This window comes from Rhodococcus sp. BUPNP1 (assembly GCF_002215235.1).
In the GTDB taxonomy this organism is placed as follows: domain Bacteria; phylum Actinomycetota; class Actinomycetes; order Mycobacteriales; family Mycobacteriaceae; genus Rhodococcus.
Genome location: NZ_NERM01000003.1, coordinates 124588 through 145806 on the forward strand (window position 1 = coordinate 124588; position 21219 = coordinate 145806).

General features: G+C 69.2%; 19 protein-coding genes. 14 read left to right on the forward strand and 5 right to left on the reverse strand.

All coding sequences use genetic code 11. The features are described from left to right. The first annotated feature begins 4 nt into the window (after nt 1–4). Nucleotides 5–1099 (forward strand): UDP-N-acetylmuramate dehydrogenase, encoded by a 1095-nt coding sequence (locus B9C99_RS04115; RefSeq protein ID WP_088897124.1) that lies wholly within the window; start codon nt 5–7, stop codon nt 1097–1099. Nucleotides 1100–1115: 16 nt separating this feature from the next. Here the strand turns inward: B9C99_RS04115 and B9C99_RS04120 are convergent, their stop codons facing one another. Continuing rightward, nucleotides 1116–2150, reverse strand: a complete 1035-nt coding sequence (locus tag B9C99_RS04120; RefSeq protein WP_088897051.1) for a DUF2804 domain-containing protein — start codon at nt 2148–2150, stop codon at nt 1116–1118. Between the two features lie 64 nt (nt 2151–2214). Next, a complete protein-coding gene (locus B9C99_RS04125; protein ID WP_088897052.1) occupies nt 2215–2964 on the reverse strand; it encodes an SDR family NAD(P)-dependent oxidoreductase in 750 nt (249 codons plus the stop codon). Between the two features lie 83 nt (nt 2965–3047). Here B9C99_RS04125 and B9C99_RS04130 point away from each other — a divergent pair, with 83 nt between their 5' ends. Together B9C99_RS04130 and B9C99_RS04135 are read left to right on the forward strand one after the other, a co-directional pair. Next, nucleotides 3048–3725, forward strand: a complete 678-nt coding sequence (locus B9C99_RS04130; protein ID WP_088897053.1) for a TetR/AcrR family transcriptional regulator — start codon at nt 3048–3050, stop codon at nt 3723–3725. 283 nt (nt 3726–4008) lie between these two features. Continuing rightward, entirely contained in the window at nt 4009–5334 is a 1326-nt protein-coding gene (locus tag B9C99_RS04135) for an ROK family protein (protein ID WP_088897054.1), read from the forward strand. Nucleotides 5335–5350: 16 nt separating this feature from the next. Here the strand turns inward: B9C99_RS04135 and B9C99_RS04140 are convergent, their stop codons facing one another. After that, nucleotides 5351–6445 carry a tocopherol cyclase family protein gene (locus B9C99_RS04140; RefSeq protein ID WP_088897055.1) on the reverse strand — a complete coding sequence of 365 codons (1095 nt, stop codon included), beginning with the start codon at nt 6443–6445 and terminating at the stop codon, nt 5351–5353. Between the two features lie 184 nt (nt 6446–6629). On the opposite strand from B9C99_RS04140, the gene B9C99_RS04145 reads away from it, so the two are divergent. The 6 genes from B9C99_RS04145 (at nt 6630) to B9C99_RS04170 (ending at nt 13221) form a co-directional block, all read left to right on the forward strand. Beyond that, complete coding sequence (locus B9C99_RS04145; RefSeq protein WP_088897056.1) at nt 6630–7823, forward strand: MFS transporter; 1194 nt, start codon at nt 6630–6632, stop codon at nt 7821–7823. Between the two features lie 5 nt (nt 7824–7828). Then, complete coding sequence (locus B9C99_RS04150; protein WP_229565360.1) at nt 7829–8731, forward strand: alpha/beta hydrolase; 903 nt, start codon at nt 7829–7831, stop codon at nt 8729–8731. Further along, nucleotides 8728–10062, forward strand: a complete 1335-nt coding sequence (gene mshA / locus B9C99_RS04155; RefSeq protein ID WP_088897058.1) for a D-inositol-3-phosphate glycosyltransferase — start codon at nt 8728–8730, stop codon at nt 10060–10062. Before B9C99_RS04150 ends, mshA begins: the two co-directional genes overlap by 4 nt. Continuing rightward, a complete protein-coding gene (locus tag B9C99_RS04160; protein ID WP_016693718.1) occupies nt 10059–10613 on the forward strand; it encodes a YbjN domain-containing protein in 555 nt (184 codons plus the stop codon). The genes mshA and B9C99_RS04160 overlap by 4 nt, the downstream gene beginning before the upstream one ends. A gap of 444 nt (nt 10614–11057) precedes the next feature. Continuing rightward, entirely contained in the window at nt 11058–11387 is a 330-nt protein-coding gene (locus tag B9C99_RS04165) for a transglycosylase family protein (RefSeq protein WP_016693719.1), read from the forward strand. Between the two features lie 247 nt (nt 11388–11634). Continuing rightward, complete coding sequence (locus B9C99_RS04170; protein WP_088897059.1) at nt 11635–13221, forward strand: 4-coumarate--CoA ligase family protein; 1587 nt, start codon at nt 11635–11637, stop codon at nt 13219–13221. Nucleotides 13222–13296: 75 nt separating this feature from the next. Here the strand turns inward: B9C99_RS04170 and B9C99_RS04175 are convergent, their stop codons facing one another. Then, nucleotides 13297–15069 (reverse strand): FAD-dependent oxidoreductase, encoded by a 1773-nt coding sequence (locus B9C99_RS04175; RefSeq protein WP_088897060.1) that lies wholly within the window; start codon nt 15067–15069, stop codon nt 13297–13299. 195 nt (nt 15070–15264) lie between these two features. On the opposite strand from B9C99_RS04175, the gene B9C99_RS04180 reads away from it, so the two are divergent. From B9C99_RS04180 to B9C99_RS04190, 3 genes are all read left to right on the forward strand, one after another. Next, nucleotides 15265–16011 (forward strand): phosphoglyceromutase, encoded by a 747-nt coding sequence (locus tag B9C99_RS04180; protein ID WP_059383356.1) that lies wholly within the window; start codon nt 15265–15267, stop codon nt 16009–16011. A gap of 199 nt (nt 16012–16210) precedes the next feature. Next, nucleotides 16211–17389, forward strand: coding sequence for an ATP-binding protein (locus B9C99_RS04185; protein WP_088897061.1), 1179 nt, complete (start codon nt 16211–16213; stop codon nt 17387–17389). 61 nt (nt 17390–17450) lie between these two features. After that, the gene (locus tag B9C99_RS04190; protein WP_016693724.1) at nt 17451–18140 is read left to right on the forward strand and encodes a response regulator transcription factor; all 690 of its coding nucleotides are present in this window, start codon (nt 17451–17453) and stop codon (nt 18138–18140) included. Here the strand turns inward: B9C99_RS04190 and B9C99_RS04195 are convergent. Beyond that, entirely contained in the window at nt 18122–18952 is an 831-nt protein-coding gene (locus tag B9C99_RS04195) for a hypothetical protein (RefSeq protein ID WP_172414867.1), read from the reverse strand. The genes B9C99_RS04190 and B9C99_RS04195 overlap by 19 nt on opposite strands. A gap of 45 nt (nt 18953–18997) precedes the next feature. Here B9C99_RS04195 and B9C99_RS04200 point away from each other — a divergent pair, with 45 nt between their 5' ends. Together B9C99_RS04200 and B9C99_RS04205 are read left to right on the forward strand one after the other, a co-directional pair. Next, entirely contained in the window at nt 18998–19951 is a 954-nt protein-coding gene (locus B9C99_RS04200; protein ID WP_080597715.1) for a Ppx/GppA phosphatase family protein, read from the forward strand. After that, nucleotides 19948–21216: a hypothetical protein gene (locus B9C99_RS04205; RefSeq protein ID WP_088897063.1), complete on the forward strand. Its 1269-nt coding sequence runs from the start codon at nt 19948–19950 to the stop codon at nt 21214–21216. The genes B9C99_RS04200 and B9C99_RS04205 overlap by 4 nt, the downstream gene beginning before the upstream one ends. Nucleotides 21217–21219: the final 3 nt, after the last annotated feature.

Consider the following 21219-nt stretch of genomic DNA (forward strand, 5'->3'; position numbering starts at 1 on the left):
GCTGGTGCTTGATCCACGTACCAGGGCCCGGCTCGTCGAAACGGGAGCCACGGTGTCCGAGCAGGTGTCGCTGTCGGAATTCACGACCCTCCGGCTCGGCGGCCCCGCCCGGTATCTCGTCGAATGCACGTCCACCGCGTCGTTGATCGAGGTCGTGCGCCTGCTCGACGAGCAGAGGGTGCCGTTGCTGCTCCTCGCGGGCGGCTCCAACCTCGTCATCGGCGACGACGGTTTCGATGGCGTCGTGGTCCGTGTCGCGACCACCGGTGTCGACCTCCGCGACGACCACGTCCGGGTGGACGCGGGAGCCGAATGGGACGCCGTCGTCGCGGCCACCGTGGACGCCGGTCTCGGCGGCCTCGAATGTCTGTCGGGCATCCCGGGCTCCGCGGGAGCGACGCCGGTGCAGAACGTCGGGGCGTACGGCGTCGAGGTCGGTTCGATCCTGCGCCGCGTCCGCCTGCTCGACCGCGCCACCGGGCAGGACTCGTGGGTCGGCCCCGAGGCCCTCGGTCTCGGTTACCGGACCAGCATCCTCAAGCACACCGATGCGGCGGTCGTCCTCGAGGTGGAACTGGACGTGCGGAGCGACGGTTCCTCCGCACCCCTGGCGTACCGGGAGCTCGCGGTCGCACTGGGTGCGGAGGAGGGCGAACGCCGGCCGGCGGACCAGGTCCGCAAGCACGTCCTCGCGCTGCGCCGCAGCAAGGGCATGGTGCTCGACGCCGACGACCACGACACCTGGAGCGCCGGATCGTTCTTCACGAACCCCGTCGTCCCCGACGACCGCCTGCCGCAGGTGCTCGCGGTCATCGCGGAAAAGGTGGGGGAGGACGTGCGGATCCCGCAGTTCCCCGCGGACGGCGGCACCAAGTTGTCGGCCGGATGGCTCATCGAGCGGGCCGGTTTCGCGAAGGGTTTCCCCGCCGCCGACGCACCGGCACGGTTGTCGACGAAGCACACGCTGGCGCTCACCAACAGGGGAGCGGCATCGGCGGCGGATCTCGTGGCGCTGGCGCGGACGGTACGCGACGGTGTCGAGGACGCCTTCGGGGTGCGTCTGCATCCCGAACCCGTCACCGTGAACTGCGCGATCTGACGGACGGCTCGGGCCGTCACCAGCGGTTGCGGACCTCCTCCGCGAAGCCGAGCAGGTTCTCGATCTCGAGCCGGGTGCCGTCGTCGAGCACGACACTGCCGGTGAACCGCCCGAAGACCTGGTGCTGCGTGGACCGCACGAGCAGGGCGTTCACGTCGGCCGCGCGGTCGAGGATCGGTTCGAACTCCATCTCGAACCGCTCGTCGTTGCTGGTGAACCGCCACGGCGCCCCGTCGTAGGTGTCGCGGGGCAGATGGAAGTGCACGCGGTCGAGCTTGTGCGCCACACCGTCGTGGAAGAGCATGTTCTCGCTCGCCGCGGTGGTGTCGCCGAAGCCGTGGCCGATGTTGAACCCGAACCGCACACCCTCGTGGATCCCCGAGGCCGAACCCCAGTACCAGGTGTTGTCGTAGGTCCATACCCCGCGACCCCAGTCGAACACCCCGAACGCGGTGGCGGGATCGAAGACCAGCTCCCGCCCAGCCACGGTGATCGTGCCCTGCGCGGGCAGGCAGTTGATCTTCTGGTTGTAATAGAAGGCCTTCGGCGCGCGGGGGAAGGGTGTCGCGATCACCATCCGGTCGTCCGCCGGCTGCGTGAGCACGAGTTCTCCGGACAGTCCGCGCCCACCGCCGAAACGGGGATGGTCGACGATCAGCCGCCGCGAGAGCCCCTCGTGGTGGTACTCGATGCGGAGTCCGCCGTGCTCGACGACGACATCGCCGCCGTCGGCGGTGTGCGGCAGGCGCATCCGGCCGAGCGGGAAGGGGACGAGGGCGTTCTCCGTGGTCTCGGAGCGACCCGCGAGGTCGAGCACGCTGACTCCGAGGAGCCCCATGTAACCGTTGTCGGCGACGGTCAGCGCGATCCCGAACGGTCCGTCCACCCCGTCGGACAGAACGCAGTAGTAGTCCCACTCCTTGATGCGGAACCGCGGCGCCGCGACCCGCTGCCGGTCGTAGGTGCGGACCTCGGAGGTGTTCCAGCCGGCTTCGGCGAGCACTCCGTCGTCGTCGAGCAGCGGGCCGGGCGCGAGGCGTCGTTGGCGCATAGTCCGGGACAGTACCGACGGTGGTGGACGCGAGCGTCCCGCCGCGCCCACCACCGTGACGGGATCACTCGGTGACGCGGTGGAACCGGCCGGCGTTGGCCTGGTCGCGAGGCTTGACGATGATCTGGTCGAGGTTGACGTGCGACGGACGGGACGCGACGAAGCCGATGATCTCGGCGATGTCCTGGGCGACGAGCGGGGTGATGCCCTCGTACACCTTGTCGGCCCGATCCTTGTCGCCCTCGAAGCGCACCAGCGAGAACTCGGTCTCGACGGCGCCCGGCGCGATCTCGGTGAGACGGACGGGCTGTCCGAGCAGTTCGCCGCGCAGCGTGCGGTGCAGGACGGCCTGCGCGTGCTTCGCGGAGGTGTAACCGGCGCCGTTGTCGTAGGCCTCGAAGGCCGCGACCGAGGTGATGGTGACGATCAGGCCGTCGCCCGAGGCGATGAGCTTGGGGATCAGCGCCTTGGTGATGCGCATGGTGCCGATGACGTTGGTCTCCCACATCCAGCGCCAGTCGTCCTCGACGGCCTCGGCCACCGGTGCGAGCCCCTTGGCGCCCCCGGCGTTGTTGACCAGCACGTCGACCCGCGGCAGCACCGTGGTGAATGCGTCGACCGAATCCTCGTCGGTGACGTCGAGCTCGAGGGCGGTGCCGCCGATCTCGTCGGCGAGCTTCTGCAGTCGGTCGAGTCGGCGTGCGCCCACCACGACGTGGAAGCCCTGTGCGGCGAGCGTGCGGGCGGTCGCCTCGCCGATTCCGGAGGAGGCTCCGGTGACGACGGCGACGCGGGAATCGGGAGAGATGCTCATGGGGGCAATCGTAGTGTCGGGCACCGGATGACGCCCCACCTCCCGGCCTGCGAAGTCCCCTCCGTGCGGCTACCCTGCGGCGTATGACCACCACCCGCGGTCGATACAGCTCGGGAGAACAGACCCGGATCCGGCTCGTCGAGGCCGCCGAGCGGCTCTTCGCCCGCCGCGGATACGACGGGGTCACCCTCGCCGACATCCGCAAGGCCGCCGGACAGCACAACTCCTCGGTGGTCGGGTACTACTTCGGCACCAAGGAGGGACTGCTCGAGGCGGTCTTCTCCCACCGGTTGCCCGCCCTGAACTCCCAGCGGGAAGCGCTTCTCGCCGAGATGCTGCGGACGCGGGAGACCCTCTCGGTCCGCGACCTGCTGTGGGTGATCATCCGCCCCCTGGCCGGCACGCTCGGCCGCACCAACCACTACGTCGCCTTCCTCGACCGGCTGTCGAACCACGACCGGTTCGCCGAGTGCTTCCGCGTCACCGGACCCACGGGAACCGAGAGCGGCCGCCGGTCCGACACCGCGCTGCGGACCCTGCTCGGGCCGCTGCCCGACGACATCGCCGGGCAACGTCTGCGACTGGTCTACTCCGGCACCGTCGGTGCGCTGGCGCGATGTCATCGTGCGGGCGAATCACCCACCACGGCCGAACTCGCCGCGCTCGTCGACGCGTGGGAGGCATTGCTGCTCGCCCCGGTGTCGGCGGAGACCGCGCAGGCGCGCGGGGATGTGCGGGAAGGTTTCCCACCGGGTCGGTGAGGATTGGACACGGCGCGGTCGGGGCGATAGTTTGATCGACATGTCAGTCGGCCACACCTCCGCACCGCGGGTCACCTACGTGACCGCCGCGCTGGGATCACGGCTGCCTCTGGCGCGCGAACTCTGTTGTCGCTGCTGCGGAAAGTAACTCCGCACCGATCCCGCCCCTCGTCGTGCGGGTCCGTCTCCGATCGTGTTCTCCACGCCGGGGTCTCGGTGCGTCGATCGTCTCCCGCCCGTTCTCCGGTCATCACGTCCGGATCAGCAGCCAAGGATCAGCGCCGTGTCGGTTCCCACTCTCTCGCCGTCCGTTTCCCTTCCCTCGCGGTCGTCCGCGCCCCGCCGCGCCACCGGCTCCGCCGTCCGTGGATCCACGCGTGCGACGGTCGTCCGTCCCCGCACCTCCCGTGTGTCGAGCCCGGTCAGGATCGTTCCGCCGGACCTGCGTATCGCCGACGGTACCGGGGCGTCGGTCTTCCGTGTCGCCGCCAACCGCGGCCCCGTCTCGCGCGACGTGATCGCGAAGGTCACCGGTGCGAGCATCGCCACCGTCAACCGTCAGGTGTCGGCCCTGCTCTCGGCCGGTCTGCTGCGTGAGCGCGCCGACCTCACCGAACCCGGCGCCGTCGGCCGACCGCGCGTTCCCGTCGAGGTCGACCACGAGCGGTACCTGACGGTCGGCATCCACATCGGTGCCGTCACCACCGGCATCGTCGCGAGCGACCTGCGCGGACGCATCATCGGCGCCGTCGAGGTCCCCACGCCGACCGGCGACCAGGACGCCGCGCTCGCGTCGATCACCGCGAGCGCCAAGGCCTTCGCCGCACGGTGGCACCGCCGCACCCCGCTGTGGGTGGGCGTCGCACTCGGCGGGCGGGTGGACTCGAACACCGCCGTCGTCACGCACCCGCGGCTCGGCTGGGTCGACGCCCGGGTCGGCGCGATCGTCGGTGGCGGTATGGGACTGCCGGTCTCGGTGGCCGCGCACGTCGAGGCGATGGCCGCCTCCGAACTGCTCCTCACTCCCGATCGCGACGCCCCCGAGGCCAAGGACACCGGCCTGTACTTCTACGTTCGTGAGACGGCCGGTGTGGCAATCACTTTCGACGGTAAGGTGCACACCCCTGCCGGCGGTCCGGGCTCGGTGACGCATTTCCCCACCGGTTCGTCGGCGCGGTGCTCATGCGGCGGCACGGGCTGCCTCGAAGCGACGGTGAGCGACCGGGCGGTCGTACAGCGCGCCGTGGCCGAGGGCATCCTCACCGACCGCGACGCCACCATCGGGTCGCTCTACCGCCTCGCACGGGACGGATCCGAGGCCGCGCACGGTCTGCTCGTCGAGCGGGCCACGGTGCTCGGCCGCACCGTCGGAATGCTGCGCGACCTGTTCAACCCCGACCGTGTGATCCTCGGCGGACAGGCCTTCACCGAGTACCCGGCCGCGGTCCCGCACGTCGCCCGCGCGTTCGCCGCGTCGACCACCCTGCCGCGCAAGGACATCCGCATCACCGGCTTCGGCAACCGGGTGCAGGCCCATGCCGCGGGGGTCGTCTCGCTCAGCTCGTTGTTCTCGGATCCGATCGCGGCGATGAAGCGCACCGAACTCTGACGGAGCCCCGCCGGCTTCACACGATCGGTGGGGCGTCCGTCGCGTCCGCAGCGGCACCCCGCCGATCGAGTTCGGCCCGGGCCCGGTCGAGCCCGCCGTGTTCGAGTGCGGCCGAGTGCGATTCGTCGGCCCACACCAGTTTCCCGCGTTCGTGGACCGTCACGGTCATGCGACCGCCGAGATGTTCGATCGAACCGGCGACGTTCCGTCGTTCCGCGGGGAGGGGGACCGGCAGGACGTGCGCCGCTCCGATCGGTGAACTCCCCGAGATCTCCACGCTCCAGCGGGCATTGCGTCCGCGCAGGTGCCAGCTCTCGTCGGTGACCGTCGCCCGTACCGGGGACGTGACGGGATTGCCCAGTCGCACCACGCGCCCGTCGGGCAACGCGACGACGACCGCCGTGACCTCCGTGCGCAGCGGACCCGAGTGCACCTGCCCACCGGCGAACGCCACACACGCCTGCGGGTCGGCGAATCCCTGCGCCTGACCCCACCACCACGATTCGGGGAAACCTCCCTTGCCCCAGTTCTTCTCGCCGTAGACCTGTGATCCGGTCAGATCCCACTTCTCGTCGCCGAGGATCGCATGGCCCTCCACCCGGCCGCCGAGCAGCCAGGAATGCCAGTACTGGTTGAGGCCGGGGACGGAATGGAAGACGCTCGACGCGCCGAAGCGGCGTCGCGGCCAGGGCCGCAGATCCGACAGCCGGATGTCGAGACGGGCGTCGTCGCCGAGATCCATCCACACGCGTTCGCTGTCGCCGCAGAAGACGTCGCCGGCCGATGCGCCGAGCCGGTCGGGCTCGGCGGCGGCTACCGGATGCGCGGCGGTGCGCAGGAAACCCCTGGGATGGGCGGCCAGGCCGAGGGTCGCCCAGTGCGAGCCCGGTCCTGCCGAGTCGTCCGCACGGTTGACCCCGCACAGGGCGATGACGACGCGGTCGGTTCCGGGCTGGGTGAAGCGCCAGAAGTAACCCTCCATCGCGACACCGTGCGCGGCGAGCGGATTCCCGAAGGGCAGATCCGCTCCCGATGCGCGGTAGCGGGCCCACAGACTCCTCGGTGAGAGTTCCTTCGGTGAGAGCCGTCCGTGTCGTTCGTGCACCGCCATGCCCGCTCCGTTCCGTCGATCCGTCCTGTCCGTTCTCCGGATGTACCCAGCATGGCCGTTCCCGTCACGGAACGTGCGGAATCGGGCAGCGATGTGCGGGCGCGGGAGGTACCTGCACCCGGCGCGGTCGGTCGGCCATAACGTTGACCGGACCGGATCTGACCGAAGAGAACGCGAGAAGTACGTGACAGGAGAGAAGGGCGGCTCGTACCGCGAGTTGTTCGCAGCGCCGGGCGCAGCCGCGTTCTGCCTGGCGGGATTCGTGGCACGCCTGCCGATCGCGATGGTCGGGATCGGCATCGTCACGATGTTCTCCCAGCTCGAGGGGAATTACGCCGTCGGCGGCGCACTGTCCGCGGTGTTCGCGCTGTCGTACGCCGTGCTCACCCCGCTCGTCTCCCGCGCGGTCGACCGGTACGGCCAGCGGCGGGTCCTCCCCACGGCGACGGCCGTCAGCGCGGTCGCCACCCTCGCGATGCTCGCCGGCGTCCGATTCGAGGTGCCCACGATATGGCTGTTCGTCTGCGGGATCCCGGCGGGACTCATGCCCACGATCGGGGCGATGGTGCGGGCGCGGTGGACGCAGCTCTACGGCGGCACTCCACGACTGCGCACCGCCTTCGCGCTCGAAGCGGTAGTCGACGAGCTGTGCTTCATCGTCGGCCCCGTCCTGTCGGTGGGCCTGAGCGTGGCGGTCTTCCCCGAGGCAGGCCCGCTGCTCGGCGCGGTCCTGCTGCTCGTCGGCACCCTCGCCCTCGCGGCGCTGCGCAGCACGGAACCTCCCGTGCAACCGAACACCGACGGCCGTGCGCGGACGAACATCCTGCGCATGCCCGTCCTCCTGTCCATCGTCGTGGTGATGGTCGCGATGGGTGTGGTCTTCGGGGTGATCGACGTCGCGGCCGTCGCGTTCACGGCCGAACAGGACTCCCCGGGATCGGCCACCTTCGCGCTCGCACTGTTCGCGACGGGTTCGGCGTTGAGCGGCCTGGTCTTCGGGAGCCGGGTGGGCTCGAATGCCCCGACCCGCCAGTTGTTCGTCGCCACCGGCACTCTCGCCGTCCTGCTGTGCCCGTTGCTGCTCGCCGGTTCGGTGCCGATGCTCACGGTGCTGTACTTCGTTGCCGGATGTGCGATCTCGCCCATCATGATCGTGGCGACGTCGCTGACGCAGCAGATCGTGCCGCCCGACCGGCTCACCGAGAGCATCACATGGACGGTCGCGGGTCTCGGCGTCGGTGTCGCCGCGGGTTCTGCGCTGGTGGGACAGGTCATCGACCGGACCGATGCCGGCACCGGCTATCTCGTGGCGGTCGCCGCGGGCATCCTCGCGGTCACCTGTGCCGGCGGGATCCATGTGCGGGCACGGTTAGAGTGACGCGCATGGCAGTTCGTGAAGTGGCCGGTATCGACGGCACCTCCCTCGTGTATCGCGTATTCGGCTCCGAGTCGGCACCGGTTCTGGTGCTGCTCCACGGGTGGGCGCAGTCGTCGCGGTGCTGGGGCGACGGGGTTCTCGACGCACTCGCCCGCGACTTCCGTGTGGTCGCCGTCGACCTGCGCGGACACGGTTATTCGCAGGCCCCCGAGACCGGATACGCCGATCGCAACCTGTGGGCCGGCGACCTCGCCGCGGTGCTCGCCGCCGAGAACGTCTCCGAGACGAACCCGGCGGTGCTGCTCGGCTGGTCCTACGGCGGCCTGGTGATCTGCGACTATCTCGCCGAACACGGCGCGGGGGCCGTCGCCGGCCTCGTCCTCGTGGGTGCCATCACGAGCATCGGCCGCGGTGAGAAGGGCGGACGCGTCGGTGCCTCGATGCGTGCCGCGATCCCCGCCGCGATGTCGGAGGACCCGAAGGAAGCGGTGCGTGCGCTCGGCTCCTTCGGCAACGCCCTCACCGGTCCCGTCGTCGAGGGCAGCGCTCTCCTCGAAGGCAAGGGTGCGGTGTCGCAGGCCCTGTTCGGCGCGAGCCTGTCCACCCCGCCCCGGGTCCGTGCGGCGCTGTTCGACCGTGCGGTGGGCAACGACGAGCTGCTCGCCGGCCTGGACGTGCCGGTTCTCCTCCTGCACGGCGACGCCGACTCGGTCGTCGACGTCTCCGTGGCGCACCATGCGGCGTCGCTGCTGCGCCGCGCCACGACCTCGATCTGGCAGGGCGTCGACCACGGTCCGTTCGTCGAGGATCCCGACCGGTTCGTGTCGGAGGTCGGCGAGTTCGCTCGAGCTGCGACGGCGGAGGCGGCGACACGCGAAGATCGGCAGCAGGGCAGTATGGAGGGGTGACGTCCCAGCCCAGCCGCCCGCACCGCGTGGCCGTGATCTCGGTCCACACCTCGCCGCTGGCGCAGCCCGGAACCGGGGACGCAGGCGGTATGAACGTGTACGTCCTGCAGACCGCCGTCGAGCTCGCGCGTCGCGGCGTCGAAGTCGAGATCTTCACCCGTGCGACCTCCTCGGCCGATCCGGCCGTCCAGCAGGCCGCGCCGGGGGTGCTCGTCCGCAACATCGAGGCCGGCCCGTTCGAAGGACTCGACAAACACGACCTGCCGACGCAGCTGTGTGCGTTCGCCGCGGGCGTGTTGCGCGAGGAGGCACGGCACCCGCAGGGCTACTACGACCTGGTGCACTCGCACTACTGGTTGTCGGGGCAGGTCGGCTGGCTCGCCCGCGACCGCTGGGGCGTGCCGCTCGTGCACACCGCCCATACGCTCGCCGCAGTGAAGAACGCCTCGCTCGCCGAGGGCGACACCCCCGAACCCGCGGCCCGGCAGATCGGGGAGCAGCAGGTCGTCGCGGAGTCCGATCGCCTGGTCGCCAACACCGCCGACGAGGCGGGGCAGCTCGAACGTATCTACGGGGCCGATTCCGCAAAGATCGACGTCGTCGCTCCGGGCGCCGACCTGAACCGCTACCGGCCCGGCGACCGCGCGGCCGCCCGTGCCGAACTCGGACTCGACCCGCGCGAGACCGTCGTGGCGTTCGTGGGCCGCATCCAGCCGCTCAAAGCTCCCGACGTGCTGCTCGAAGCCGCAGCGCGGGCACTCACCGACGACCCCGGCATGCCGCTGCGGGTCCTGGTGGTGGGAGGCCCGTCGGGAACGGGTCTCGAGCGCCCCGACGCGCTCATCGAACTCGCGTCCGCACTGGGTATCGCGTCGCGGGTCACCTTCCTCCCGCCGCAGCCGCCCGACCGTCTCGTCCAGGTCTACCGTGCTGCGGATCTCGTTGCGGTGCCGAGTTATTCGGAGTCCTTCGGCCTCGTCGCGATCGAGGCGCAGGCCTGCGGCACGCCCGTGCTGGCCGCGAACGTCGGTGGTCTCGGGGTCGCCGTGCGCGACGGGGAGACCGGCATGCTCGTCGACGGGCACCGCATCGACGACTGGGCGACGGCGCTGCGTTCCCTCGTCGGTGATCCGGATCGTCTCGCCCGGTTCGCGGCGACCGCGCCCGTGCATGCGGAGTCCTTCTCGTGGGAACACACCGCGGAAGGACTGCTCGACAGCTATCGGCGGGCCGGGATGCGCCGCAACCGCACCTTCGGTACCGGTGAGCATTCGCTGCGACGGCAGCGTGGAGTGTGGAAGTTGCGACGGACGAGGGGAGTCACGGCATGAGCGACCGGCTCATCGAACTGATCGATTCGACGCTGCGCGATCGCGAGCTCGAGTTCTCCGTCAAGGAGGGCGGGCACTTCGTCGTCGAGCTCCCGGGCGAGAAGAAGCTCAAGACGACCACGTTGCTCAGCGTCGGACAGCACGGTGTGCGGGTCGAGGCGTTCGTGTGCCGCAAGCCGGACGAGAACTTCGAATCGGTGTACCGCTACCTGCTGCGCCGCAACCGGCGCCTCTACGGCGTGGCGTACACGCTCGACAAGGTCGGCGACATCTATCTGGTGGGACGTATCGCCGCGCACGCAGTGACCCCCGAGGAGATCGACGCGGTCCTCGGGCAGGTCCTCGAGGCGGCCGACTACGATTTCAACATCATCCTCGGTATCGGGTTCATCACGTCGATCAAGCGTGAATGGGAATGGCGGGTCTCGCGCGGCGAGCCGCTGCGCAATCTCGAGCCCTTCCGTCACCTCATCGAGGAGGAGACCGGTACGCCGTTCGAACCCGATGTGGACGACGACGAACCCGAGGATCGGCGCGAAGCGAACGGGTGACGGCGTCGCCGAACACCGTTACCGCGCCGTGAGCATGTCCGGTTGGAGAGGTCTGCACGGCCGTATCGTGTGACCATCACCACAATCGAAATCCGCTGGAAACGTCCGGGAAACGGTGCGTTCCCGCGAAGCGACCTGGGGTTTTGTCGATCGCCGGTCCGGTTTCTCGCACAGCCGTACCGGAAAATCGACCCGTGACCTCGCCGTGATGAACCCTTACCGTCGATGTAGGCCCGATACCGACGGGCGTTACACACCGGCCCCGCAGCCGCTCGTTCCACCCCCGCGGGATTGTCGGATCCACAACCTGCCGAGGGGTGGAGCGAGAGAGCGACCGGGCGTGCGTCAGCACCGCACCGTGTTGCCGGCACCGACCGTCCAGCCCACACGTGGCGGACCCATTGCGTCGGGGGCCTCGCAAGCAGCCGGAAAGGATTCATCCACATGGCAAAGTTCACGATCAAGCGCGCCCTGGGCACCCTCGCTGCCTCCACTGCACTCGTTGCGACCCCGTTCGCTCTGGGTGCCGGTACCGCCAACGCCGCATCCGGTAACTGGGATGCCGTCGCACAGTGCGAGAGCGGTGGTAACTGGGCGATCAACACCGGTAACGGCTACTACGGCGGCCTGCAGTTCTCGCAGAGCACCTGGCAGGCCTACGGTGGCTCGGGAACCGCGAACAACGCCTCGCGCGAGGAGCAGATCCGCGTCGCCGAGAACGTCCTCGCCGGACAGGGCGCCGGTGCATGGCCGGTCTGCGGTCAGTACCTCTGAGCGCAGCGCCTCTTGGCGTAGCGAGCGCAGCTCACGCACGATCGTGAGCGCAGCTCCAGCAGCTTCCGAACCCCGCGTGCGACCCGTCGCACGCGGGGTTCGTGCTCTCCGGCAGGCGAATCGCGCCGGGAACGGTATCCTCGCAATCCTCACACAGCACGTGTGACGGGCTTCACAACCGCTGCGGTAGTGTGAACTCGACCGAAAGTCGGCACGGCGTGCCGGCAGAATGCTCGGAGGATGAGTAATGAGTTTCCGCAGTCCCTTTCCCGACGTCGACATCCCGGCATCGAGTGTCTACGACTTCCTGTTCGGTTCGCTCGACGAGTCCGAGCTCGATCGACCCGCACTGATCGACGGCTCGTCCGGCGCCGTGACGGACTACCGCACGCTCGTGGCCCACATCGACGCCGTCGCCGGAGCGCTGGCCGCCCGGGGCATCGGTGTCGGGAAGGTCGTCGGGTTGCTCGCACCCAACGTGCCGGCCTTCGCCTCGGTCTTCCACGGCATACTGAGGTCCGGTGCCACGGCGACCACGATCAACGCCCTCTACACGGCCGGTGAGATCTCGAAGCAGCTCGACGACTCGGGGGCCGCCGCACTGTTCACGGTCTCCCCGTTCCTGCCGCAGGCCAGGGAGGCCGCCGCGGCCGCCGGGATCCCCGACGAGCTGCTCTTCGTGCTCGACGGCGCCGAGGGCCATCCGTCCCTGCGCGACCTGCTCACCGAGGGCTCCCCGGCTCCGACCGTCGAGTTCGATCCGGCCACCCACCTCGCGGTGCTGCCGTACTCCTCGGGCACGACCGGCCGACCCAAGGGCGTGATGCTCACGCACCGCAATCTCGTCGCGAACGTCTGCCAGATCACCCCGCGGATGGGCATCGCGGCCGACGACCGCGTGCTCGCACTGCTGCCGTTCTTCCACATCTACGGCATGACGGTGCTGCTGAACGCCGCGCTGTACAACCGCGCGTCGCTGGTGACGATGCCGAAGTTCGATCTCGTCGACTTCCTCACCTACATCTCGGAACACAAGTGCACGTACGTGTTCATCGCGCCGCCGGTCGCGGTCGCGCTCGCCAAGCACCCCCTCGTCGACCGGTACGACCTGTCGAGCGTGCACACGGTCTTCTCCGGGGCCGCACCGCTCGACAAGGAACTCGCCGGATCCGTCGCGAAGCGCCTGGGCTGCAACGTCCGACAGGGATACGGCATGTCGGAGATGTCTCCCGTGTCGCACGCGATCCCCTTCGAGGACAACGAGACCGAGCTCGATTCGGTGGGTCCGACGATCGCGAACATGGAATGCAAGATCGTCGATCCCGCGACCGGCGAAGAAGTCGAATATCCCACCGGTGACGGCGTTTCGGCGCCCGGCGAACTGTGGTGCAAGGGGCCCAACGTCATGGCCGGTTATCTCGGCAACCCCGAGGCCACAGCCGACACCCTCGACGAGGACGGCTTCCTCCACACCGGTGACATCGCCACCGTCGACGGGAAAGGTGCCGTCCGGATCGTCGACAGGCTCAAGGAACTCATCAAGTACAAGGGCTACCAGGTGCCGCCGGCCGAACTCGAAGCCCTGCTCCTCACGCACCCGCAGATCGCCGACGCCGCGGTGATCGGGGTCCGCGACGACGAGGGCGAGGAGGTCCCGAAGGCCTTCGTCGTCCGGCAGCCGGATTCGACGGTCACCGAGGACGAGGTCATCGACTTCGTGGCCGCGCGGGTCGCGCCGCACAAGAAGGTCCGGCAGGTCGAGTTCATCGACACGGTGCCGAAATCCTCTGCGGGCAAGATCCTTCGGAAGGATCTGCGTGCCCTGAACGCCTGACGGACGGGCCGACGAAATGTGGATCCCCGGGAGACCGTGTGTCTCCCGGGGATTCCGCTGTCCGGGCCTGTCCGATCAGGCCAGCATGTGCGGTTGTCCCGCCCGGTACCGGTCGGAGTCGATGCGCCGCAACGGTTCCAGTTCGGGCGGTTCGTGCAACTTGTACAGTGCGGGTGGTGCGGCGGGGGAGCCCGCCGTCTGCAGCAGTGCACCCACTGCCGCCCGCGCCGATTCGTTCGCGCCCTCCATCGTCGCGAGGTCGATGTCGTTGCGGACGTAGTCGCCCGCGAGGAACAGGTTCGGGATCGCGGTGTGCGCCTCGGGCCGGTTCGCGAGCGACCCGGCGGTGTTGATGAGCAGCGGGGTGTCGTTGGTGACGCCGCCGGCTCCCCACTTCACGCCGGGATCGAGGAACCACGAGACGATGTCGTTCTCGTCGATCGCGCCCGTCCCGTCCTCGAGGCAGGCCGACATCTGCGCCCATACCTCGCGGGCGATCTCTTCCGGCGTGCACTGCTTGGCGGTTCTGCCGTAGAGGATGCCGGGGGTGTCCCAGTCGGAGATGTCCACCGACAGGCAGTCGTGTGCCGAACCGTCGCCGTACCGTTGCGCGAAGTCGCCGCGCCAGAACTGGGCCTGGCTGATCGATGTGAGCGCCCACGGCGAACCGAGATAGGCGACGTGACCCGGCGTGATGGGGGTGGGCCGCCGAAGGAAGTACTGGATGCCGACCATCCAGTCGGTGACCAGAGCGTTCATCCGTTCGAGGCCGGGATCGGCCGCGAGGATCTCGGGTGACCACAGCGAGACCGCGCGTTCGGCCGGCATCGCCGCGACGAACCAGTCGGCCTCGGCGCGGGCACGGTTGCCCGACCCGTCGACGACCCGTGCACCGGTGATCCGTCCGCCGGAGATCTCCAGAGCCTCGGCCGCCCAACCCATCTCGAACTTCACGCCGAGATCGTGCAGGAGTTGCGCCCACGGGTCGATCCACGCCTCGTTCGTCGGTGCCGACAGCAGGCGGTCGAGATGTCCGTACTGGGGCACGGTGCCCATCGCGTTCCACACGAAGGCCTGGCCCATGATGCCGATGGTGCGGGTCGAGACGGTCTGCGGCCGTGCCGCGACGAGCTGACGGGTCAGTGCGGAGACGAGGATCTCGCGGTAGCCCTTCGACTTGCCGTCGGCTTCGAGGGTCTGCGCCCACGTCTCGTGTTCCCATTGGTCGTTGCGACGTTCGAGGCTGCTGGTGAGGAACATGACGAGTTTGCGCATGAAGACCGCGAGCTCGTGCGGGGGGATCGAGCCGCCGAGGGAGAAGGCTGCCGTCAGGCTCTCCTGCAGGCTCAGCGGGTCGTAGACGTCGAAGCGCAGCGGTGCGATGGAGGCCGGGGCGGTGAGGTCGGGCGCCCCGGGGATCGCCATCCGGAATCCGTGTCCCGCAACGAGATTGTCGAACACGCCGTTCGGGTTGCCGGGGAACGGGATCCGCCGCATCGTGTCGGGGATGTGCTGGTAGAAGCCGGGGAAGAAGCGGAAACCGTGTTCGCCGGGCAGATCGAGGCGGCCGCCTGCCGCGGTGCCGGGGGAGGGGATGCTGCGCGCCTTGCCGCCGAGCGCGGTCGGCTCGAAGACGGTGACCTCGAAGCCGCGCTCGATCAGTTCGTGCGCGGCGGCCAGTCCGGCCATCCCGCCACCGAGGATCGCGACCCGGCGTCCGCCGGAGTGCACCGCCGGCGCGCGGCGGCCCGGCTGTGCCGCTGTGGGTGGTAGGGCGGCTGCCGTGGGTGGAAGGGCTGCGGCGGCACCGAGCGCCCCGAGGGCGGTGAGGACGGTGCGGCGGGACATGCGTGTGTCGGGCTGCGGACCCCCGTGTGACTTCGGACCCCCGTGTGACATCGAACCCCCCGTGTGTTTCGGTGATGACGAACTGTGGTGCGCGGCGCCGACTCCCGCGTTCCTGGCAACGCGCGTTGTCAGATATAGCCCACGATCGAGGGCGCCCGTGGCGAAATCGCCATCCGTGCATGTCAGGATTGGGTCATGACTATCGGAACACTTGTTCTGCTCCGCCACGGCGAGAGCGAATGGAATGCGATGAACCTGTTCACCGGCTGGGTGGACGTGCATCTGACGGACAAGGGGATCGCCGAGGGCAAGCGGGCCGGTGCCCTCCTCGTCGAGCACAACGTGCTTCCCGACGTCTCCTACACCTCCCTGCTGCGCCGCGCGATCAGCACCGCCAACTTCGCGCTCGACGCCGCCGACCGGCACTGGATCCCCGTCATCCGCGACTGGCGTCTCAACGAGCGCCACTACGGTGCGCTCCAGGGCAAGAACAAGTCCGAGATCAAGGACGAGTTCGGCGAGGAGCAGTTCATGCTGTGGCGTCGTAGCTACGACACCCCGCCGCCGCCGATCGAGCCGGGTTCGAAGTACAGCCAGGACGCCGATCCGCGCTACGCCGACGTCGACGAGGTCCCCCTCACCGAGTGCCTGAAGGACGTCGTCGCCCGCCTCATCCCGTACTGGGAGTCGACGATCTCCAAGGATCTGCTCGCGGGCAGGACCGTGCTGGTCACCGCGCACGGCAACTCGCTGCGTGCGCTCGTCAAGCACCTCGACGGGATCTCCGACGACGACATCGCCGGTCTCAACATCCCGACGGGCATCCCGCTTCGTTACGACCTCGACGAGAACCTGCGCCCGCTGAATCCGGGCGGCACCTATCTCGACCCCGAGGCCGCGGCCGCCGGTGCGGCAGCGGTCGCCAACCAGGGCGCCAAGTAACAGTTCCTCGGAACCGAACCGACCCCGTCGCCGATCGGTGACGGGGTCGGTTCGTTCGTGCAGGTCCGTCGCGGAGTCGTCCGTTCCGGGCGAACAAAGGGTGAACAACACTCCAACAACCGAAAAATGCGGTGTGACGTGCGGGAAATGCCGTCGACCCGGTGTCCGGTGGGGTACCGGTGTCATTACGATTCGAAGTGTGAGTGTTACGCAGGCCGTGTTGCTGGCCGTGGTCGCAGCGGTCCTCGGCGGGATCGTCACCGTCGCCGTCGGGAGGCTGGTGCAGCGCCGGGCCCACGGTAGCGACGAAGCCGACCTCACGATGTTCGACGTGCTCGACCGGGTCGTCCACGGGGCGTCGACCGGGATCGCGGTGGTCGACAAGTTCCACGACGTCGTCCTGTCGAACCCGCGCGCCGAGGAACTCGGTCTCGTCCGCAACCGGCAGATCGACGACCGGGCCTGGGTGGCCGCCTGCCGGGTGCTCGAGACGAGGAAGCCGATCGAACTCGACCTGGGCGCGAAGGCATTGCTCGGCCGCGAGCCCGTGGCGGTGCGCTGTACCGTCCGGCCGCTGCTCGACCAGGACCCGCGCTTCGTCGTGCTCTACGCCTTCGACGACTCCGAGCACGTCCGCATGGAGGCCACCCGGCGCGACTTCGTGGCCAACATCAGCCACGAACTCAAGACGCCCGTCGGCGCGATGGCGTTGCTCGCGGAGGCGCTGCTCGAATCCGTCGACGATCCCGACACCGTCCGCCACTTCGGCGAACGGGTCCAGCGCGAGGCGACGCGCCTAGGCAACATGGTGACCGAGCTGATCGCGCTCTCGAAGCTCCAGGGCGCCGAGAAACTGCCCGATCTCGAGGTCGTGGACGTCGACGCCGTCGTCGAGGAGGCCCTCGACCGCACGCGCCTGACCGCCGAGAACGCCTCGATCACCATCAGCACCGACCGGCCGAGCGGTCTCGAGATCCTCGGCGACCGAACGCTGCTCGTCAGCGCCCTCACCAACCTCATCGAGAACGCGATCGCCTACTCGCCGGCCGGCTCACCGGTGACGATCAGCAGGTCGCTGCGCGAGGGCAAGGTCGCGATGGCCGTCACCGACCGGGGGATCGGTATCGCGAAGGAGGACCAGGAACGGGTCTTCGAGCGTTTCTTCCGCGTCGACAAGGCCCGGTCGCGGGCCACCGGAGGCACCGGCCTCGGCCTGGCCATCGTCAAGCACGTCGCAGCGAACCATCACGGCGAGATCACCCTGTGGAGCAAGCCCGGTACCGGCTCCACCTTCACCCTTCTCGTCCCGGCCCACGTCGAGGACGCCGACGACGAGGACGACACCGTCGACCGCACCGAGAAGGCGGTCGGATCGTGACGCAGACCCCACCCGGGTTCCCGGGCGGACGGACACCGAGAAACAGACGGAGGACCAGCTCGTGACGCGTGTGCTGATCGTCGAGGACGAGGAATCGTTGGCGGATCCGCTCGCCTTCCTGCTGCGCAAGGAGGGGTTCGAAACGACGATCGCCGGCGACGGCCCGTCGGCCCTCGCCGAGTTCGACCGGGAGGGCGCCGATATCGTCCTGCTCGATCTGATGCTCCCCGGAATGAGCGGCACCGACGTGTGCAAGCAGTTGCGGACCCGTTCGGGTGTCCCGGTCATCATGGTCACCGCCCGCGACAGCGAGATCGACAAGGTCGTCGGACTCGAACTCGGCGCCGACGACTACGTCACCAAGCCGTACTCGGCGCGCGAACTCATCGCCCGCATCCGGGCGGTCCTGCGCCGCGGCGCCGACACCGAGAGCGAGACGGCGGCGGACGACGGACTGCTCGAGGCCGGGCCCGTGCGGATGGACGTCGACCGCCACGTCGTGCACGTCAACGGCGAGCCGGTTGCCATGCCGCTCAAGGAATTCGACCTGCTCGAATATCTCCTGCGGAACTCCGGGCGGGTGCTCACCCGCGGACAGCTCATCGACCGGGTGTGGGGCGCCGACTACGTCGGCGACACCAAGACCCTCGACGTCCACGTCAAGCGACTGCGCTCGAAGATCGAGGAGGACCCCGCCAAGCCGCGCCACCTCGTGACGGTGCGCGGCCTGGGCTACAAGCTCGAGGCCTGATCGGAACCGGCAGCCGAGCCCGCCTGTGCTGCCGACGTCGCGGGATGGATCGCGATCAGACCCAGTCCCTGGCGTCGCCGGCACAGGCGCGCGAGCTCGTCGTAGGCCGCCGCACCGAGGAGTTCGGTGAGTTCGGGGGCGTACGACTGCCAGACCGGACGCTCGCCGACGTGTGCGTCGGGGGAGCCGGAGCAGTACCAGTCGAGGTCGTGGCCACCCTCGCCCCAGCCGCGCCGGTCGTACTCGGTGATGACCGTGCGCAGGATCTCGGTGCCGTCGGGACGCTCCACCCAGTCCTGGGTGCGACGGATCGGGAGCTGCCAGCACACGTCGGGCTTCATCTCGAGCGGTTCGATGCCGCGTCGCAACGCCATGGTGTGGAGGGCGCAGCCCTGACCGCCCTCGAATCCGGGACGGTTGAGGAAGATGCACGCACCCTTGTAGCGGCGGGTGCGCAGGGCGGGCTCGTCGTCGATCTCGTCCTCTTCGAGGTAGCCCTTCTTGCCCAGGCCCTTGTCCATGAACTGCCAATCGGCCGGCGTGAGGTGTTTCACTGCCTTCGCCAGCTTCTTGCGATCGTCGTCGTCGGACAGGAACGCGCCGTGCGAGCAGCACCCGTCGTCGGGTCGCTCGGCGATGATGCCCTGGCACGCCGGAGTGCCGAACACGCAGGTCCACCGCGAGAGCAGCCATGTCATGTCTGCGGCGATGACGTGTTCGTCGTTGTCGGGGTCGGTGAACTCCACCCATTCCCGAGGAAAGTCCAGAGGGACTTCGGGGGCCGGGTCGAGTTTGTGTGGGGCATGGGACATACCTGCTGTCACAGGTCCCGACGGTAGACCCAGTACCGTATTGATGTGCGCTTAGGGGTACTCGACGTCGGAAGCAACACCGTTCACCTGTTGGTGGTGGACGCCCATCGTGGTGGGCACCCCACGCCGATGAGTTCGACGAAGGCCACGCTGCGGCTGTCCGAGAACATGGACGACAACGGCGACATCACCCCCAAGGGCGCCGAGCGGCTCGTCGAGACCACCGCCGAGTTCGCCAGCATCGCCCGCACTTCGGGATGCGGCGAGCTCATGGCGTTCGCGACCTCCGCGGTGCGCGACGCCGGCAACTCCGAGGCCGTCCTCGATCGGGTGCGCCGGGAGGTCGGGGTGTCGCTGGACGTGCTCTCCGGTGAGGACGAGGCGCGGCTGACCTTCCTGGCCGTGCGCCGCTGGTACGGCTGGAGCGCCGGGAACATCCTCGACCTCGACATCGGTGGTGGTTCGCTCGAGCTCACCTTCGGCGGCGACGAGGACCCCGAGATCGCCTACTCCCTCCAGCTCGGTGCGGGACGGCTCACGCGCGACTGGTTCCGTGAGGACCCGCCCGGCAAGCGCCGCATCTCGGCGCTGCGCGACTGGCTCGACGCGGAACTCGCCGAACCGGCGAAGGTCATACGCAACGCGGGCGACCCCGACCTGTGTGTGGGTACCTCCAAGACCTTCCGGACCCTGGCCCGCCTCACCGGCGCGGCCCCCTCGTCGGCCGGTCTGCGGGTACAACGGACCCTGACGGCGAGCGGACTGCGCCAGCTCATCGCCTTCATCTCCCGGATGACCACGGCCGACCGGGCAGAACTCGAAGGCGTCAGCTCGGACCGGTCCGAGCAACTCGTCGCCGGCGCCCTCGTCGCGGAGGCGAGCATGCGTGCCCTCGGAGTGGAGACGCTGCAGATCTGCCCGTGGGCGTTGCGCGAAGGCCTGATTCTTCGGAAGCTCGATACGGATATGGGTGGCGAACTGGTGGTGGCAACCGGATGAGCGAGAATCGCAGCAACGACACGGGGCAGATCTCCGTGGCCGAGCTGTTGGCGCGTAACGGCCAGAAGGTGGGAACGCGGGCCGGGGGACGACGCCGACGAGGCGCGAGCGGCGGCATCTCCGTCGCCGAACTGACGGGCGAGATCCCGATCACCCGCGCGGCCGACGACCGCGCGGACGGCAAGGGTGAGCGGCACACCTCTGCCGACGCCGAAAGCGCTGCTGCGCAGACGGATTCGGCTTCCTCGACGGCTACTGCCGATGCGGGGACCCCGTCGAAGGCCGTGCCGGCACCGCGCAAGGTCGAGACCCCGAACATCGAGACACCGAAGCTCGAGACGCCGAAGGCGGCGACCTTCGCGCTGTCCGACATCGAGAAGACCACCGTGACCCCGCGGGTCGCCGTCGGGACGAAGACGCCGCCGGTGAAGACCGGAACGAGCACGCCTGCCGTCACGAAGACACCGCCTGTCACGAAGGCACCGCCCGCCGCGAAGACACCCGCATCGACGGACGCGGTGTCGAAGACGGATGCGGTCTCCAAGGCGGCCGCACCTACGGAGGCGGCGTCCAAGGCGGCTCCGCCCAAGATCGAGTCGCCGACCGAGGTCATCCGTCCCGAGGCGCTTCCCCGTCGCGCGCGGGCGCATCTCGGAGCGGCCGCGACCGGCTCGCCGTCCGGTGAGGGAGCAGCGGTCGCCGACAAGAAGTCGGACACGAAGTCCGAGAAGGCGAGCGCCCCGGCGGTGTCGGTGCGCAAGGCCGACGTCGCCGAACCGCGACTGCTCTCCGGCCCGGCCAGCGACCTGCAGGGCACCGGCTCCGACGCCGACGACTCGACCGACACCATCGGTGCCGCGGACGCCACGTCCGACGCCGCCGAGGGGTCGGCATCATCGCGGTCGAAGAAGTCGCGCGGCAAGAGCAAGAAGGCAGCGGCCGGCGCCACCGACGACTCGGCACGGCAGAGTGCGGACGACGAGTCCGCCGACGCGGAACAGGGCAGCGGCCTCAAGCAGTGGGCGTTGCTGATCGGCGAGAGCGTTGCCGCGATCGTCGCGGGCGGATTGCTCTTCAAGGGATTCGAGCGGTTGTGGGATCTCCTGCCGTGGGTCGCCTTCGCCCTCGCGCTGCTGGTGATCGTGGGCCTGGTCGCGCTGGTGCGCGTCCTGCGGCGCACCGACGACATCACGAGTCAGCTCATCGCGCTCGCGGTGGGAGCATTCGTGGCCTTCGGGCCGCTGTTGTTCCTGCTGCCCGGGTGAGCC

Bases quoted from the DNA above. Each gene is read 5' to 3' on its own strand.
- B9C99_RS04120 (WP_088897051.1), bottom strand. From the start codon at position 2,150: ATGCGCCAACGACGCCTCGCGCCCGGCCCGCTGCTCGACGACGACGGA.
- B9C99_RS04125 (WP_088897052.1), bottom strand. From the start codon at position 2,964: ATGAGCATCTCTCCCGATTCCCGCGTCGCCGTCGTCACCGGAGCCTCC.
- B9C99_RS04130 (WP_088897053.1), top strand. From the start codon at position 3,048: ATGACCACCACCCGCGGTCGATACAGCTCGGGAGAACAGACCCGGATC.
- B9C99_RS04140 (WP_088897055.1), bottom strand. From the start codon at position 6,445: ATGGCGGTGCACGAACGACACGGACGGCTCTCACCGAAGGAACTCTCA.
- B9C99_RS04150 (WP_229565360.1), top strand. From the start codon at position 7,829: ATGGCAGTTCGTGAAGTGGCCGGTATCGACGGCACCTCCCTCGTGTAT.
- B9C99_RS04160 (WP_016693718.1), top strand. From the start codon at position 10,059: ATGAGCGACCGGCTCATCGAACTGATCGATTCGACGCTGCGCGATCGC.
- B9C99_RS04165 (WP_016693719.1), top strand. From the start codon at position 11,058: ATGGCAAAGTTCACGATCAAGCGCGCCCTGGGCACCCTCGCTGCCTCC.
- B9C99_RS04170 (WP_088897059.1), top strand. From the start codon at position 11,635: ATGAGTTTCCGCAGTCCCTTTCCCGACGTCGACATCCCGGCATCGAGT.
- B9C99_RS04175 (WP_088897060.1), bottom strand. From the start codon at position 15,069: ATGTCCCGCCGCACCGTCCTCACCGCCCTCGGGGCGCTCGGTGCCGCC.
- B9C99_RS04180 (WP_059383356.1), top strand. From the start codon at position 15,265: ATGACTATCGGAACACTTGTTCTGCTCCGCCACGGCGAGAGCGAATGG.
- B9C99_RS04195 (WP_172414867.1), bottom strand. From the start codon at position 18,952: ATGTCCCATGCCCCACACAAACTCGACCCGGCCCCCGAAGTCCCTCTG.
- B9C99_RS04205 (WP_088897063.1), top strand. From the start codon at position 19,948: ATGAGCGAGAATCGCAGCAACGACACGGGGCAGATCTCCGTGGCCGAG.